At 56.4% G+C, this 14313-nt stretch carries 14 protein-coding genes; 8 read left to right on the forward strand and 6 right to left on the reverse strand.

Annotated elements, in window-relative coordinates; translation table 11 throughout:
• Positions 1-14 precede the first annotated feature (14 nt).
• The 5 genes from HB779_RS10420 to HB779_RS10440 all read left to right on the forward strand — a co-directional run bounded on the left by HB779_RS10420 (position 15) and on the right by HB779_RS10440 (position 3974).
• A complete protein-coding gene (locus HB779_RS10420; RefSeq protein WP_188345626.1) occupies positions 15-1010 on the forward strand; it encodes an ABC transporter permease in 996 nt (331 codons plus the stop codon).
• A gap of 73 nt (positions 1011-1083) precedes the next feature.
• The gene (gene rbsK / locus HB779_RS10425; protein WP_188345627.1) at positions 1084-2013 is read left to right on the forward strand and encodes a ribokinase; all 930 of its coding nucleotides are present in this window, start codon (positions 1084-1086) and stop codon (positions 2011-2013) included.
• 29 nt (positions 2014-2042) lie between these two features.
• On the forward strand, positions 2043-2495 hold the full coding sequence (locus HB779_RS10430) for an RbsD/FucU family protein (RefSeq protein WP_188345628.1): 453 nt from the start codon (positions 2043-2045) through the stop codon (positions 2493-2495).
• Between the two features lie 377 nt (positions 2496-2872).
• Entirely contained in the window at positions 2873-3310 is a 438-nt protein-coding gene (locus HB779_RS10435) for a VOC family protein (protein ID WP_188345629.1), read from the forward strand.
• 94 nt (positions 3311-3404) lie between these two features.
• The gene (locus HB779_RS10440; protein WP_188345630.1) at positions 3405-3974 is read left to right on the forward strand and encodes a hypothetical protein; all 570 of its coding nucleotides are present in this window, start codon (positions 3405-3407) and stop codon (positions 3972-3974) included.
• A gap of 72 nt (positions 3975-4046) precedes the next feature.
• On the opposite strand, the gene HB779_RS10445 is transcribed toward HB779_RS10440, so the two are convergent.
• From HB779_RS10445 to HB779_RS10470, 6 genes are all read right to left on the reverse strand, one after another.
• Positions 4047-5018 (reverse strand): LacI family DNA-binding transcriptional regulator, encoded by a 972-nt coding sequence (locus tag HB779_RS10445; protein ID WP_188345631.1) that lies wholly within the window; start codon positions 5016-5018, stop codon positions 4047-4049.
• 21 nt (positions 5019-5039) lie between these two features.
• Positions 5040-6041 (reverse strand): ABC transporter permease, encoded by a 1002-nt coding sequence (locus HB779_RS10450; RefSeq protein ID WP_188345632.1) that lies wholly within the window; start codon positions 6039-6041, stop codon positions 5040-5042.
• A complete protein-coding gene (locus HB779_RS10455; protein WP_188345633.1) occupies positions 6028-7554 on the reverse strand; it encodes a sugar ABC transporter ATP-binding protein in 1527 nt (508 codons plus the stop codon). Before HB779_RS10455 ends, HB779_RS10450 begins: the two co-directional genes overlap by 14 nt.
• 93 nt (positions 7555-7647) lie before the next feature.
• Positions 7648-8583, reverse strand: a complete 936-nt coding sequence (locus HB779_RS10460; RefSeq protein ID WP_188345634.1) for a sugar ABC transporter substrate-binding protein — start codon at positions 8581-8583, stop codon at positions 7648-7650.
• A gap of 576 nt (positions 8584-9159) precedes the next feature.
• The gene (locus tag HB779_RS10465) at positions 9160-9957 is read right to left on the reverse strand and encodes a hypothetical protein (protein ID WP_188345635.1); all 798 of its coding nucleotides are present in this window, start codon (positions 9955-9957) and stop codon (positions 9160-9162) included.
• A gap of 231 nt (positions 9958-10188) precedes the next feature.
• Positions 10189-10401, reverse strand: coding sequence for a hypothetical protein (locus tag HB779_RS10470; RefSeq protein WP_188345636.1), 213 nt, complete (start codon positions 10399-10401; stop codon positions 10189-10191).
• Here HB779_RS10470 and cysD point away from each other — a divergent pair.
• From cysD to cysQ, 3 genes are all read left to right on the forward strand, one after another.
• Positions 10400-11305 carry a sulfate adenylyltransferase subunit CysD gene (cysD, locus tag HB779_RS10475; RefSeq protein WP_188345637.1) on the forward strand — a complete coding sequence of 302 codons (906 nt, stop codon included), beginning with the start codon at positions 10400-10402 and terminating at the stop codon, positions 11303-11305. The two genes, HB779_RS10470 and cysD, sit on opposite strands and share 2 nt — an antisense overlap.
• Positions 11305-13242: a sulfate adenylyltransferase subunit CysN gene (gene cysN, locus HB779_RS10480; RefSeq protein ID WP_305848992.1), complete on the forward strand. Its 1938-nt coding sequence runs from the start codon at positions 11305-11307 to the stop codon at positions 13240-13242. Before cysD ends, cysN begins: the two co-directional genes overlap by 1 nt.
• 244 nt (positions 13243-13486) lie before the next feature.
• A complete protein-coding gene (gene cysQ / locus HB779_RS10485; RefSeq protein WP_188345638.1) occupies positions 13487-14308 on the forward strand; it encodes a 3'(2'),5'-bisphosphate nucleotidase CysQ in 822 nt (273 codons plus the stop codon).
• Positions 14309-14313: the final 5 nt, after the last annotated feature.

Below are 14313 nucleotides of genomic sequence, written 5' to 3' on the forward strand. Positions count from 1 at the left end.
CAAGGATCGCCATCATGCAAAACAGCTCATTCGCCAAACGCATTCTCGGACAGGATCGTAACATCCTGCAGCTCCTCGTCATCACCGTGCTGGTCTTTGCACTGATGTCGTATCTGAACCCGGACAAGTTCCTGCGTTACTACAATTTCGAGTCCATCACCTACATCATGCCGGAGCTTGGCATTCTCGCCATTGCGATGATGATCGCCATGCTGACCGGCGGTATCGATCTTTCCGTGGTCGGCATCGCCAATCTCGCCGGTATTCTGGCCGGTGTCTTCTTCCATTCGGTGATTGTCGGCACCAGCCAGTCCACCGGCATGCTGCTGCTTTATACCGGTCTTGGTATTCTGATGGCGCTCGGCATCGGGCTTCTGGCCGGGGTTCTCAACGGCTTTCTCATCTCCAAGCTGCGGATCACGCCCATTCTGGCTACGCTCGGTACCGGGCAAATCTTCACCGGGCTGGCCGTGGTTTTGACCGGCGGTCCGGCCATTGTCGGCTTTCCCGATGCCTGGAACTTCATCGGTAATGGCAAGATCCTTGGCGTGGCGACACCTTTCATTCTGTTTGTCGTCGTAGCCGGTGCTGTTGCCATCCTGCTCACCCGCACCACACTGGGCGTCAATCTGATGCTGATCGGCACCAATCCGCGTGCAGCGGTTTTCGCCGGTTTGCGCAAGGACCGGATGATCTTCTACTCCTACATGATGACGGGCTTTCTGGCCGCTATTGCTGGTATCATCCTGTCCGGTCGTACGAACGCGGCAAAGTCCGACTACGGCGCATCCTACCTGTTGCAGGCGATCCTGATTGCGGTGCTGGGCGGGACCAATCCGGCGGGTGGCAAGGGCAGGGTGCTCGGCGTTTCCATTGCCCTGATCGCGCTGATGCTGCTTTCATCGGGTTTCCAGATCCTGCGCTTTTCCAATCATCTGATTGATTTCATCTGGGGTGGTTTCCTGCTTTTGGTCATTGCCCTCAATGCCTTCCGCAACACAGACCGGTAACGGCAGGTTTCTTTCGCCGTATCATTGATATAGAGCATTTTTGAACAGTACGAAGAAGACAAGGAATACACATATGGCTCGTCGCATTGCAGTCGTTGGCAGCAACATGACCGATCTCGTCACATCGATCATCCGCATGCCAGCGCCCGGCGAAACACTGGAAGCCCCCGCATTCGCCATGGGTTTTGGCGGCAAGGGCGCCAATCAGGCCGTCGCCGCCGCGCGGCTTGGCGCCGATGTGATGATGGTCACCAAAGTGGGTGATGACGTGTTCGGTCAGAGCACCATCGACAATCTGAAAAGCAATGGCATCGATATCAGCCATGTCGGCACTGTGGTTGGGCAGTCGAGCGGTGTTGCACCAATCTTTGTTGATGAGAGCGGCGAGAATTCGATCCTGATTATCAAGGGTGCGAACAACGATCTGAAGCCTGCCGATATCGATGCGGCGGCGGAGGATCTGAAAACATGTGACCTTATCCTCATGCAGCTCGAAGTGCCGCTGGAGACTGTCTATTACACCGCCGCTTTCGCTGACAAGCATGGCATCGAAACGATCCTGAACCCGGCGCCTGCTGCGCCGGAGCTTGATCCGACCAAGCTGGAAAAAGTCACGTTCGTTGTGCCCAACGAGACCGAACTTGCGCTTTTGACCGGCATGCCGACCGGCACGGATGAACAGATCGAAAGGGCGGCGCATTCGTTAATTGCCAAGGGCATTCGCACCGTTATTGTAACGCTTGGCTCGCGCGGTGCTCGCCTGATTACGGCTGATGCATCGACCATGATTGAACCGCTCAAGGTCAGGCCGAAGGATACGACAGGTGCGGGCGATGCCTTTATCGGCAGCTTCGCCCGTTTCTATGTCGAAACCAAAGAGCTTGAACCTTCCTTGAAGAAGGCCGCGCTTTATGCGGCGGATTCGATCACCCGGCCAGGCACACAGAAGTCCTATGCGACATCTGAAGAATTTGCCGCCTTCACCGCGTCGCTGAAAGCGTAACAGACCGTTCCAAAAACGAGGAAATGACCGTGCTCAAAAATCTCGATCCGCTGCTGAATGCCGATATACTCTATGCGTTGAAGGCCATGGGGCATGGTGACCGTCTGGTCATCTGCGACACGAATTTTCCGGGCGATTCGATTGCCCGGCAAACCCGTCTTGGCCGACTGCTGCGCATTGATGCGGTGACAGCACCCCGCGCCGCCCGCGCCATTCTTTCGCTTATGCCGCTGGATTCGTTCATTGTCGATGCGGCTGCGCGCATGGAAATCGTCGGCAGCCCCGATGAAATTCCGGATGTGCAGAAGGAAATGCAGGCGGAAATCGATGCGGCTGAGGGCAAGCACTGGCCAATGGTCTCCATCGACCGCATGGCTTTCTATGAGCACGCCAAGAACGCCTATTGCGTCATCGCCACCGGCGAGCGCCGCTTCTACGGGTGCTTTATTTTGACCAAGGGTGTAATACCGCCGGATGCTTGATGTGCCTAATGACGGCATTCGAGATCGCTGAGCTGATGCCGTTTATCTCTCCCCTTGCGGGAGAGAAAGGATTTTCTTGGATTTAGCCTCTTTGCTAAATCCTTAGAAAATCCAAGTGAGGGGGAATAGTTATTTGATCTCAAATCCCCTCTCTGGCGATTTCTAGCACTTAGCAAGGGCTAAGATGCTGAAATCGCTTTCTCCCCCACAAGGGGGGAGATAATCAGCACTTTAGATTGCTATAGTGAGCTTGTCGAACCACGCACAATGCCCATGTCAAGCGAGGAGACCGTTTGAAACTGCGCGCGATTTCAAGCATTTGTTGTTAGACTGGGCTAGCTTCTGTAGACTGGGTTGATACCTCGGAGATCGGAAACATGGCGCTCAAGCGGATGGACAACGTCGGAATTGTCGTCGAAGACCTCGAAGGGGCGATCGGTTTCTTTCGCGAACTCGGCCTTGACCTTGAAGGCCAGGCGACGATCGAAGGAGAATGGGCCGGACGTGTCACTGGACTGGGCGATCAACACGTTGAGATTGCCATGATGCGCACGCCGGATGGTCACAACCGGCTCGAACTCTCCCGCTTCTTGAGGCCGACTGTCATCGCAGATCATCGCAACGCCCCCGTCAATGCTTTAGGCTATCTGCGCGCCATGTTCACCGTGGATGATATCGACAATACGCTTGAACGGCTCAGCAGGCACAATGCGGAGCTCGTCGGTGAAGTGGTTCAGTACAAAGACGTGTACAAGCTCTGCTACATCCGCGGACCTGAAGGGCTTCTCATTGGACTGGCGCAGGAACTCGGTTGAGCTCAATAAGTGACCGCGTTGCACCGGCGAACCACGCACCATCGGCGTGCCTTGAGATACGCATCCAGCTTGTTCTAAAGGCCATATCTGATAAATGGTGAAGGATGTTGACGGTAAAGCGGTGGGGGCCATGCCAATAAAACAGCAGCTGAAATTTCTTCCGATTTTTATTATCGCGATGCTCGGTGGCGGGCCGCTTCTCTATCTGAAATATTCCGGTGATATCTTTGTTGCCTCTCCCATCTGGATGGGGAAATACCTCGTTCCAGCTATTGTTGGAAGCGCTGTTGCCGGCATTGTGGCTATACTGGTTTTTCTGTATCTGGTCAGACGCTGGAACCTGTCGATCGGCCAGCCAAAAGCCGCTGCTTTCGGAACTGGACTGGCAGTGGGAGGATTGCTGATGGGCTTCATGCTTTTTACGCTGCCGATCATGCTGACCTTGGCGGATCGCCATCCTCATACCTACCCTGCAACGGTGAGCAATAAAGAGCGGCATGGCAAGATGACCTGCGATTTTCCTTTTTCAATTCAGGAATTCAATCAAAGCTTCTGCGCCGTTACGGCGGAAGATTATGCAGTGTTGCGCCCGGGCCAAAAGATTGAGGTGGTCGGTACCGGCAATGATTTCGGAATGTTTGTCGAAGGCTACCGCACGCAGTGATTTCGCTTGGATAGCCGGTGGTTTTGTAAGCCTTTGATCCTGGCGCTCCACGCAAAAGAACGCACTATTATTTTAGGGTGAGCTTGTCGAACCACGCACCACCAGCGTTGCCTCAAGATACTCATCCTGCAAAGGCGTGTTACCGGTGCCAATCACAGCCGCAACCGCCCGTGCAGCGATCTGCTCCATGGGCTGACGGATGGTGGTGAGGCGCGGTGTCACCAGGTTGGCCAGCGGAATATCATCGAAGCCGATAATCGACACATCGTCCGGGACCTTGAGATCAAGATCGCTTGCGGCGCGCAGAAGACCAATGGCCTGCTGGTCGCTGGCCGTGGCAATGGCTGTCGGGCGCTGATGTGCGGGACGATCAAGCAAAAGCCGCCCTAGCGTTTCGCCCGAGACATAATCGAAGTGCCCCTCAACGATCTCCGCCTCGACACCCGCTGATATCAGTGCATCGAGAAAACCGCTGCGCCGCTCGCGGGAGACAGGCGCATCCGCCGACCCGGCAATATAAGCGATGCGCGTGTGACCAAGCTCCAGCAGATGCTGTGCAGCAAGACCCGCGCCCTTGTAATGATCAACCGAGATCAGCGGAAAGCCGGTAAAGCGCCGGTCAACGGCAACGGTCGCCACTTCACTGGTCCAGCCTTTCGATGCGCCGAACTGCGTGGGCACGACAATGAGGCCGGTAGGATAACTTTTCAGCAGGCTTTCGATCTGGGCCAGCTCGATTTTGGGGTCGTCATTGGTGATCGATAACAGCACCGACAGGCCGGAGCGTGAGGCAATGGCCTCGACATGTTTGGCAAGCTCGGCAAAGAACGGATTGGTGATATCGGGGATGACCAGCCCGATCATGTCGGTACGGCTGCGGCGCAAGCCACGCGCTACGCCGTTTGGCCGGAAATTCAGCTCGCGGATCGTGGCTTCCACCAGTTCGCGCAATTCCTTGCCGACGGTCTCATTCTTGGCCAGCACCCGCGAGACGGTACCCACGGAAACATTGGCCCGTGCAGCTACGTCCTTGATATTGACCATCGGTACACGCCCCGTTTTCCCTTACGCTTTCGTCAGCCTTTCACGATATTTGTCAAGGATAACCGCAAGAATAATCACAAAACCTGTGATCATCTGGCGCATGAAATCGCTAAGGCCGAGCAGGATGAGGCCATTGGCCAGCACACCGATGATGCAGGCGCCAAGCAAAGTGCCGACAACGCTGCCGCGTCCGCCGCTGAGGCTGGTGCCGCCGATGATGACGGCGGCGATGGCGTTAAGCTCGAAACCGATGCCGATGATCGGGCTGGCAATGTTGAGACGCGCCATATAGATGATCGCGCCGATGCCGACGAGCACGCCGCAAATGGTGAAGGCGGCGACCTTGTAGAAGAAGACATTGTGTCCGGCGAGACGGGCGGCTTCTTCATTGTTGCCGATGCCGTAAAGCACCCGTCCGAAGACGGTCTTGGTGAGGACAAACCAACCAATGGCAACCAGCACGAGGGCAATCAGAAACAATACCGGCACACCGTAGATCGTCTGCGAGCCGAATGCGTTGAAGGCAGGTGGAAACGAATAGATGGTCGAGGCATTGGTGACCTGCAGAGCAGCTCCGCGCGCAATGTTGAGCGTACCGAGCGTAACGATGAACGAGGGAATGGCCCACCAAGCGCTGATCAGGCCGTTGAGCACGCCAAACAGCATACCGGCGAGAATGGCGCTGATGGTAGCAAGGGCAACGGCTGCAGCCGGATCAAGGCCCGGCAGGTTCATCACGGTGCCCGCGACCACGGCACAGAACGCAAGAACAGAACCCACGGATAGATCAATGCCGCCGATGAGGATGACAAAGGTCATGCCGATGGAGAGCACCAGATTTATGGTGACCTGCGTCAGGATATTGGTGATGTTGCTGGCTGTCAGGAAGTAGGGCGTGAAGGAAAATGCGGCGATAAGCACGATAAGCGCAATGCCGATACCGGCTTCACGCAGCACGGTTTTGGTGGTCGTGGCAAAGGCGGTGCTGCCTGCGGGCGCCGCAGTCAATTCAGGGGTGTCCATGGTTGCGTTCATCCTTGTAGGCAAAGTTCAAAATGCGCTCTTCCGAGAAATCCTCGCGCGCCACTTCACCGGCGATGCGGTGTTTCGACATGACGAGAATCCGGTCGCAAAGGGTGATGAGTTCGGGCAGTTCCGACGAAACGATAAGCAAGGCCAGACCCTTTTCCGACAGGCCGCGCAGCAGCGCATAGATTTCTGCTTTGGCGCCGACATCAACACCACGTGTCGGTTCGTCAAGGAGCAGGATTTTCGGATTGTTCGCCAGCCATTTTGCCAGCACGACCTTTTGCTGATTGCCGCCTGACAGGGTGGAAACTGCATCGCCTGTATTGCCGTATTTGAGCCGGATCTCGCCGCCGAGCGCGCGCGCCAGCCTTATTTCCTCGCGCTTGTTGAGCAGGCCGAAACGCGAGACTTTTCGCAGGCTCGCCAGCGTGACATTGGCTGCAATCGGCATGTCGAGGATCAGGCCTTCTTCCTTGCGGTCTTCGGTGACAAACCCGATGCCGTCGCGAATGGCCTGTTTCGGGGTTTGATAGCGGCGCGGCTGGCCGTCGCGTTCGAGTGTGCCGGAGACAGGCAGATCAGCGGCAAAGATCGAGCGCAGCAGCTCGGTGCGCCCGGAACCGACCAGACCGGCAATCCCAAGGATTTCGCCATAGTGCAGATCGAACGAAACGCCCTCCGCATGGGGAGAGGCGGGATGGCGCAAATTGCGCAGGGAAAGGGCGGTGCGGCCTGCCTTGTCCACATCACGCGAAGCAGCCATGGCGGCCGCAAGCTGGCGGCCCACCATGTTGGTCACCAGCTGATCGGGCGTCGTCGCGGCAATATCGGCTGACATGACCGATTCGCCATTGCGTAACACCGTCACCCGGTCGCAGATGGCAAAGACTTCATTGAGGTGATGCGAGACGAACACAACTGCAACGCCCTTGGCTTTCAACCCGGCAATGATCTCGAACAGCCGCTCGGTTTCGCGCGCGGTGAGCGTGGCAGTGGGTTCATCCAGAATGAGGATGCGGCTTTCACCCATCAGGGCGCGGGCGATTTCCACGAGCTGACGGTGCGCTACACCGAGGGATTCCACAGGACGGCGCACATCGACATCCCTGAGGCCAATGGCGTCGAGCGCCTTGCGTGCCTTGTCATAAAGCGTGCTGTAGTCAACAAGACCAAAGCCCTTGCGCGGCATGTCTTCAAAACAAATGTTTTCGGCAACGGAGAGATAGGGCAGGAGGTTGAATTCCTGATGTACCACCTGAATACCGGCCTTTTTGGCATCGCCCGGGACGTGCGGATCATAGGGCGAGCCGCCAAGCGATATGGACCCCGCATCGCGCTGGATAATGCCGCAGAGAATCTTGATCAGCGTGGATTTGCCTGCGCCGTTTTCACCGACAAGTGCATGCACTTCGCCGGGACGCAGCGAGAAGCTGACACCATTCAGCGCGACAACGCCGCCAAAGCGTTTCTTGACGCCGGAGAGTTCAAGCACGGCAGTACTGTCCATAATAGGTGCCACCGGAGAGCCTGATATTTCAAGGTTTTCCATGATCATCAACCCGGTTGGCGGCTGCACCCTATGGCACAGCCGCTGTCTGGTTTACTTCACGTCGTCTGACGTAACGAGCTTGATGTCAGTCTTGACCCAGCCTTCAAGCGGCTTGCCGCCAGCGACGACGCCCAGCGCCTTGTCGATGGCATCGGCTGCCATCTGCTGGCCGAACTGGTCAACGGTAGCGAGCAGCTTCTTTTCCTTGAGCAGTGGCTGGACTGCCGGGATATTGTCGAAGCCGACGACTTCGATCTTGCCGGTCTTCCCCGCCGCTTCGATGGCCTTGACCACGCCGAGCACCATGGAATCATTGGCGGCCATTACACCCTGAATGTCCGGATGAGCGGTCAGCATGTTGGTGAAGACGGTGTTGGCTTCTTCGGTTTCCCAATGAGCGGTGCGGGAGTCGAGGAGCTTGAGCTTGCCCGCAGCAACCGCATCGTCGAAGCCAAGCTTGCGCTGCGTAGCATTGTCAGCACCCGGATTGCCTTCGATGATCACGACCTTGGCGCCTGCGCCGAGCTTCTTGGCCAGCGCATCACCGGCCATCTTGGCGCCTTCGCGGTTATCAGGGCCAACGAAGGCCAGCTTCAGACCTGCTTCCTGCTTGGCCTTATCATCCAGCGCCACGTCGAAATTGACGACAGTGATACCGGCATCGATGGCGCGTTTGATCGGCGGCACGAGAGCACGGGAATCCGACGGAGCCACAACGATGGCGCTGACCTTCTGCGTGATAAAGCTGTCGATAGCGTTGATTTGCGTCTCGACATCGGTCTCGGATTGCATGCCGACGGCCTTGAGCGTGTAATCGCCGCGCTTGGCTTCGTGCGCCTTGGCGCCTTCGAGCATGTTCTTGAAGAATTCGTTGGCGAGCGATTTCATCACGAGGCCGACAACGGGCTTGTCAGCGGCAAAGCTGGCTGCAGGCAAGGCAAGTGTGCCGGCCAGAATGCTGGCGGCAATCAGTTTAGCGAATTTCATTGTATTCCTCCCAGAATAACAAAGGACGTTCTTGGTTCGCCACGTCCTCCAACACGGCGATGAAACGTTTCATTGTGCAGGCACAACAATCGCGTCTCTGGCTAATAGGAGCCTCAAGATGAGGGGATTGTCAACATGAAACGTTTCATATTGGGAGAGAGTGATGAGATCATTACGATTCAGAAGAAGCCGTGTGGGTGTGCTGCCGGATTTAATTGGCATCACCATCGTGCGTGGTTCGACAAGCTCACCATGAGGGAGAGGGTTTGATTGCAAGGTGCCAAGCTGCAGCTTTGCAGAATGTGACTCCCACCCTCCCACTTGTGGGGAGGGTCGCTGCATAGCAGCGGGGTGGGGGTAATGATCGAGCAATTGAATGTGTCAAACGTAAGCGTTCTTGTGCTTATTTTTTTATCCCCCCACCCCGGACCTGCGGTCCGACCCTCCCCACATTGGGGGAGGGTAAAGCGGTGTGCCGTTTGAGCATGAAGTGCGGTCATTATGCAGACCACCTATCTCCCTCATGGTGAGCTTGTCGAACCACGGGCGACGCTCATGCACCAAAGAAATAGAACCTTACAAATAATCTGCGACGCGATTGACCGCCCAGTGATAAAAACTGCCCTCGACGGGCGGCAGGTTTGTCGGCGCTTTCTTGTGGATGTGGAAGCCGATGAAATCCGGATGGTTCAACGGTTCCAATCCATAGGCAGGATCGAAAATCCGTAGCGCATCGCGTGCGGTCCAGTAGTAAAAATTCTCTTTTGGCGCCCCGTCGTTGAAGAAGCTGTACTTCTTCGCCAGCCGCGAAATTCCGTCATTGGCAAAGGTTGTGATGCCAATGGTGGCAGGGGTGACTTTCTGGCCGGTCATGCGGAACCACGCCGGGCGTAGCACCCGGCGACGGAAGCCGAGCCATGGCGGAACGATTTCTGTCCCTTGCATGTAATCGTCGAATTCCTTGATCACCGGATTGTCCGGCGGCAGGTACATGGCCGACACGCCAAGGCGGAAATAGTTTTCCCGTGCAAGGTAAGGCTTGTCAGTGGCCGGATGAAATTGCTTCATCATGTACATGTCGGTGTCGAGCCAGAGGCCCTGCTGCTTTTTCATCAAAGTCACGCGGAACAGGTCGCTGAACTGACCAATGACCCGGCCTTTGCCCTTGATATCGGGGAAATCAGGATCGATGCGCTGGAAATACTCTTTGCCCAAGATGGTCGAGGCATCATGCAACTCGATGGATTTCGGCAGATTTTCAATTTCCTCGAAGGCATAGAGTTTGACGCGCTGTCCGGTCATGACCATTGACGCAAGGCAGACGCGGTCAACCTCCCTCAAGCGGGGGCCGTACCAGAAGGTACAAATGTCCATGAAATTCTTTCCGAGAAATGAAATCTTTGAATTGGGCACGCATGTAGGCGCGTTCCCCCGCATGGTCAATGAGAATATTAGACTAAAGTCGTAGGCCTCATGGAGCGCCATGGCCGCATCCTGTTTGAATCGGGCGTTCCGGCTGGATCAATTTTCCACGGTTCGGGTTTTTTAAAAAAGTCAGACTCCCGCTTTCCACTTCGCTGGAATGATGTTCTTATAATCTGGCGTTCACAGCAATAAATTGGCGTGATTTTGGTCTGCCTTGTGAAACCATCCTTTTCTTCCCGCAAGGCGTTCCACTATGGTTGCGGCGCATATCGGCACATCGTAAGAAGCCGAAAAATTGGATCGATATTTGTTGCGGTAGACAGGCATAATTCGGGAAGGCATCCTGCCGGAATTGGCCAAGTTTTCAGCAACGCAGTGGATAGTGATTTTCATGACCAAGAGCCTGACGCATCTGCAGCGTCTTGAAGCCGAAGCAATCCATATTTTCCGCGAGGTTGCCGCGACATTTTCCAAGCCGGTGATGCTGTATTCCATCGGCAAGGATTCGTCCGTCATGCTGCATCTGGCGATGAAGGCGTTCTATCCGGCCAAACCACCGTTTCCTTTTCTGCACGTGGATACCACGTGGAAATTCAAGGAGATGATCGCATTTCGTGATTCAGAGGCTAAACGCCTTGGTTTCGATCTGCTGCTCCACAGCAATCAGGAAGGCATCGATCAGGGCATCAGCCCGTTCGTGCATGGCTCCAACACCCACACCCACATCATGAAGACCGTCGCCCTGCGGCAGGCGCTCGACAAATACGGCTTCGACGCTGCCTTTGGCGGCGCACGGCGCGACGAGGAAAAATCACGCGCCAAGGAGCGCATTTTCTCCTTCCGCAACGCCCAGCATTCCTGGGACCCGAAGAACCAGCGCCCGGAAATGTGGAAAATCTACAATACGCGTGTCGCCAAGGGCGAATCCATCCGCGTGTTCCCGATTTCCAATTGGACCGAACTTGATGTCTGGCAGTATATTCTGCAGGAGAACATTCCGATTGTGCCACTCTATTATGCGGCAAAACGGCCGGTGGTGGAACGCGATGGCATGCTGATCATGCGCGATGACGAGCGCATGCAATTGCTGCCGGGCGAAGTGCTGGAGGAAAAGCTGGTGCGGTTTCGCACGCTGGGCTGCTATCCGCTGACCGGCGCAATTGAATCCGATGCAGTAACGCTGCCGGAAATCGTCAGCGAAATGCTGATCGCCCGCACCTCGGAACGGCAGGGACGCATGATCGACAAGGACGAGGCCGGGTCGATGGAGAAGAAGAAGCGCGAGGGCTATTTCTGATGAATACGATTGCCCCGATCGAGGCTTCCGCCGCCGAAGAAATCCGCGCCTATATGGCCGAACAGGAAAAGAAGTCGCTGCTGCGCTTTCTGACCTGCGGCTCCGTTGACGATGGCAAATCCACGCTGATTGGCCGTTTGCTCTATGATACCAAGCTGATCTTCGAAGACCAGCTGGCCGCGCTCCAAAATGACAGCCGCAAGCACGGTACCAATGGCGAGGATATCGACTTTGCACTGTTGGTAGACGGGCTCGAAGCCGAGCGCGAGCAGGGCATCACCATCGATGTTGCCTACCGTTTCTTCTCGACACCGAAGCGTAAATTCATCGTGGCTGATACACCGGGCCATGAGCAATATACCCGCAACATGGCGACCGGCGCTTCCACGGCTGATCTCGCCATCGTGCTCGTTGATGCGCGGCAGGGTATTTTGCGGCAGACACGCCGCCACAGTTTTATTGCCTCGCTGCTTGGCATCCGCAACATCGTGCTGGCGGTCAACAAGATCGATCTTGTCGATTATTCGCAGGCGATCTTTGACAAGATCGTTGCCGATTATCAGGAATTTGCCAGCTCACTCGGCTTTCTCTCGATCCAGCCTATTCCGCTGTCGGCGCGCTTCGGCGACAATGTGATTTCGGCATCCGTCAATATGCCGTGGTATAAGGGACCGGCACTGCTGGAACATCTTGAGACCGTACCGCTGGCGGATGCGGACCAGGATCGTCCGTTCCGGTTTCCGGTGCAATATGTCAACCGGCCCAATCTCGACTTCCGCGGTTTTTCCGGCACCATCGCTTCCGGCACTGTGGCACCCGGCGATGAAGTGGTTGTTGCAAAGTCCGGCAAGGCATCGCGTGTCAAACGCGTTGTCACGCTCGATGGCGATCTCGACCGTGCGGTTGAGGGGCAGGCGGTCACGCTGGTTCTGGAGGACGAGGTGGAGGTCTCGCGCGGCAATATGCTGGTTGCGCCCGGTGCCCGCCCTGAAGTCGCTGATCAGTTCGCCGCGCATCTCGTCTGGTTTTCCGAACACGCCCTGATCCCTGGACGCTCCTATATCCTGCGCACGGAAACCGATCAGGCGACAGCCACGATCACGGACCTGAAATATCGAATCGATATCAACACCTTCGGGCAGGAAGCGGCCAAATCGCTTGATCTGAATGAAGTTGGCGTGGTCAACATTTCGGCGCAGGAACCGATTGCGTTCGATCCCTATAAATCCAACCGCTCGACCGGCTCGTTCATTCTTATCGACCGCATTACCAATGCCACGGTCGGTGCCGGGATGATTGATTTCGGCCTGCGCCGCGCATCCAATGTGCACTGGCAGGCACTGGATGTAAGCAAGGAATCGCGTGCCAATCAGAAGAACCAGAAGCCGGCGGTGCTGTGGTTCACCGGCCTGTCGGGTTCGGGCAAATCGACGATTGCCAATCTGGTCGAAAAGCGACTGTCATCGCTCGGCAAGCACACTTACATCCTCGACGGCGACAATGTCCGTCATGGCCTCAACCGCGATCTTGGCTTTACCGAAGAGGACCGGGTGGAGAATATCCGCCGAGTGGGAGAGGTCGCCAAGCTGATGGCCGACGCCGGGTTGATCGTACTTGTCTCGTTCATCTCGCCCTTCCGTTCGGAGCGCCGTATGGTGCGCGAACTCTTGGCCGATGGCGAGTTTCTTGAAGTGTTTGTCGATACGCCATTTGAGGAATGCGCCCGGCGCGATCCGAAGGGCCTCTATGCGAAGGCTCTGCGCGGCGAGATCAAGAATTTCACCGGCGTCGATTCGCCCTACGAGCCGCCGGAAAGTCCGGAATTGCATCTGCGCACGGTCGGCCGGACAACCGAAGAGCTCGCATCGGAAGTGGAAAAGCTGCTGACTGATCACGGCATCATTTTCAACTACGATCAAAGCTCCTGGTCGATTTAGGTGATGGGAGTATCGTTCACCCCCCTCCGTCCTGTCGGTTCCCGGGGCGAGCCACGGGTCTCGCCCGTCCTTCGGACCCCCCGCAATGGCGGAGATCAGCCGTCAGAACCGTTTCGATCAGTTCTGAACAATTGCAAAGTTAGCGATCATCCCGATGTCAATGTGATCTCCCCCTTGTGGGGGGTCCGAAGGACGGGCGAGACCCGTGGCTCGCCCCGGAAAGCGACAGGGCAGAGGGGGGTGTATGACCCTCACCTCAATTACCCTCCCTCCCATCAATCACGCAATCTTGCTTCACACATTCGAAATAACGGCCATTGCTGCCGGTCAGGAAATCCTGCGTATCTATACCGAGGGCTGCGACTTTGAGTTGAAAGACGACAAGTCGCCGGTGACAGAAGCCGATCACGCTGCCGAAGCAATCATTCTGGCTGCATTGCACAGGACAACGCCTGATATTCCCGTGGTTGCCGAGGAGGAAATCTCCGGTGGACATGTGCCCGGCGATCTTGGTGCGCGGTTTTATCTGGTCGATCCGCTTGATGGAACGCGCGAGTTCGTCAGCCGAAACGGCGATTTCACGGTCAATATTGCGCTGATCGAGCACGGTATTCCGGTTCTGGGCGTGGTCTACGCGCCGGTACGCGGTGTGCTGTTCATCGGCGGACCCGGTGGCGCGGAAGAAGTCAGCATAGCCGAAGACGGGTCTGTCACCGCGCGCAAGGCAATAGCGTGCCGTACGCCGCCGAATGAACTCATTGCTGTTGCCAGCCGCTCGCACCGTACCCCCGAAACCGACGCCTATCTCGAAGATTTCAATATTGCCGACTGCGTGTCTGTCGGATCGTCATTGAAATTCGGCCTGCTGGCGCGGGGCGAGGCAGACATATATCCGCGTTTTGGCCGGACGATGGAATGGGATACGGCTGCTGGCGATGCAGTCTTGCGCGCTGCCGGAGGCATGACGCTGACGTTGGATGGCAAGCCGCTCACCTATGGCCGCCGCAACCAAGCTGACGATGCCGATTTCGCCAATCCCCATTTTGTGGCGCGTGGACGATTGTAATTTGC

The organism is Phyllobacterium sp. 628, from assembly GCF_014189505.1.
GTDB lineage: Bacteria > Pseudomonadota > Alphaproteobacteria > Rhizobiales > Rhizobiaceae > Phyllobacterium.

What these genes read in the sequence shown, in the direction of transcription:
- HB779_RS10420 (WP_188345626.1), top strand. Translation starts at nt 15, where the DNA reads ATGCAAAACAGCTCATTCGCCAAACGCATTCTCGGACAGGATCGTAAC.
- rbsK (WP_188345627.1), top strand. Translation starts at nt 1,084, where the DNA reads ATGGCTCGTCGCATTGCAGTCGTTGGCAGCAACATGACCGATCTCGTC.
- HB779_RS10435 (WP_188345629.1), top strand. Translation starts at nt 2,873, where the DNA reads ATGGCGCTCAAGCGGATGGACAACGTCGGAATTGTCGTCGAAGACCTC.
- HB779_RS10440 (WP_188345630.1), top strand. Translation starts at nt 3,405, where the DNA reads ATGGTGAAGGATGTTGACGGTAAAGCGGTGGGGGCCATGCCAATAAAA.
- HB779_RS10445 (WP_188345631.1), bottom strand. Translation starts at nt 5,018, where the DNA reads ATGGTCAATATCAAGGACGTAGCTGCACGGGCCAATGTTTCCGTGGGT.
- HB779_RS10450 (WP_188345632.1), bottom strand. Translation starts at nt 6,041, where the DNA reads ATGGACACCCCTGAATTGACTGCGGCGCCCGCAGGCAGCACCGCCTTT.
- HB779_RS10455 (WP_188345633.1), bottom strand. Translation starts at nt 7,554, where the DNA reads ATGGACAGTACTGCCGTGCTTGAACTCTCCGGCGTCAAGAAACGCTTT.
- HB779_RS10460 (WP_188345634.1), bottom strand. Translation starts at nt 8,583, where the DNA reads ATGAAATTCGCTAAACTGATTGCCGCCAGCATTCTGGCCGGCACACTT.
- HB779_RS10465 (WP_188345635.1), bottom strand. Translation starts at nt 9,957, where the DNA reads ATGGACATTTGTACCTTCTGGTACGGCCCCCGCTTGAGGGAGGTTGAC.
- cysD (WP_188345637.1), top strand. Translation starts at nt 10,400, where the DNA reads ATGACCAAGAGCCTGACGCATCTGCAGCGTCTTGAAGCCGAAGCAATC.
- HB779_RS10470 (WP_188345636.1), bottom strand. Translation starts at nt 10,401, where the DNA reads ATGAAAATCACTATCCACTGCGTTGCTGAAAACTTGGCCAATTCCGGC.
- cysN (WP_305848992.1), top strand. Translation starts at nt 11,305, where the DNA reads ATGAATACGATTGCCCCGATCGAGGCTTCCGCCGCCGAAGAAATCCGC.
- cysQ (WP_188345638.1), top strand. Translation starts at nt 13,487, where the DNA reads ATGACCCTCACCTCAATTACCCTCCCTCCCATCAATCACGCAATCTTG.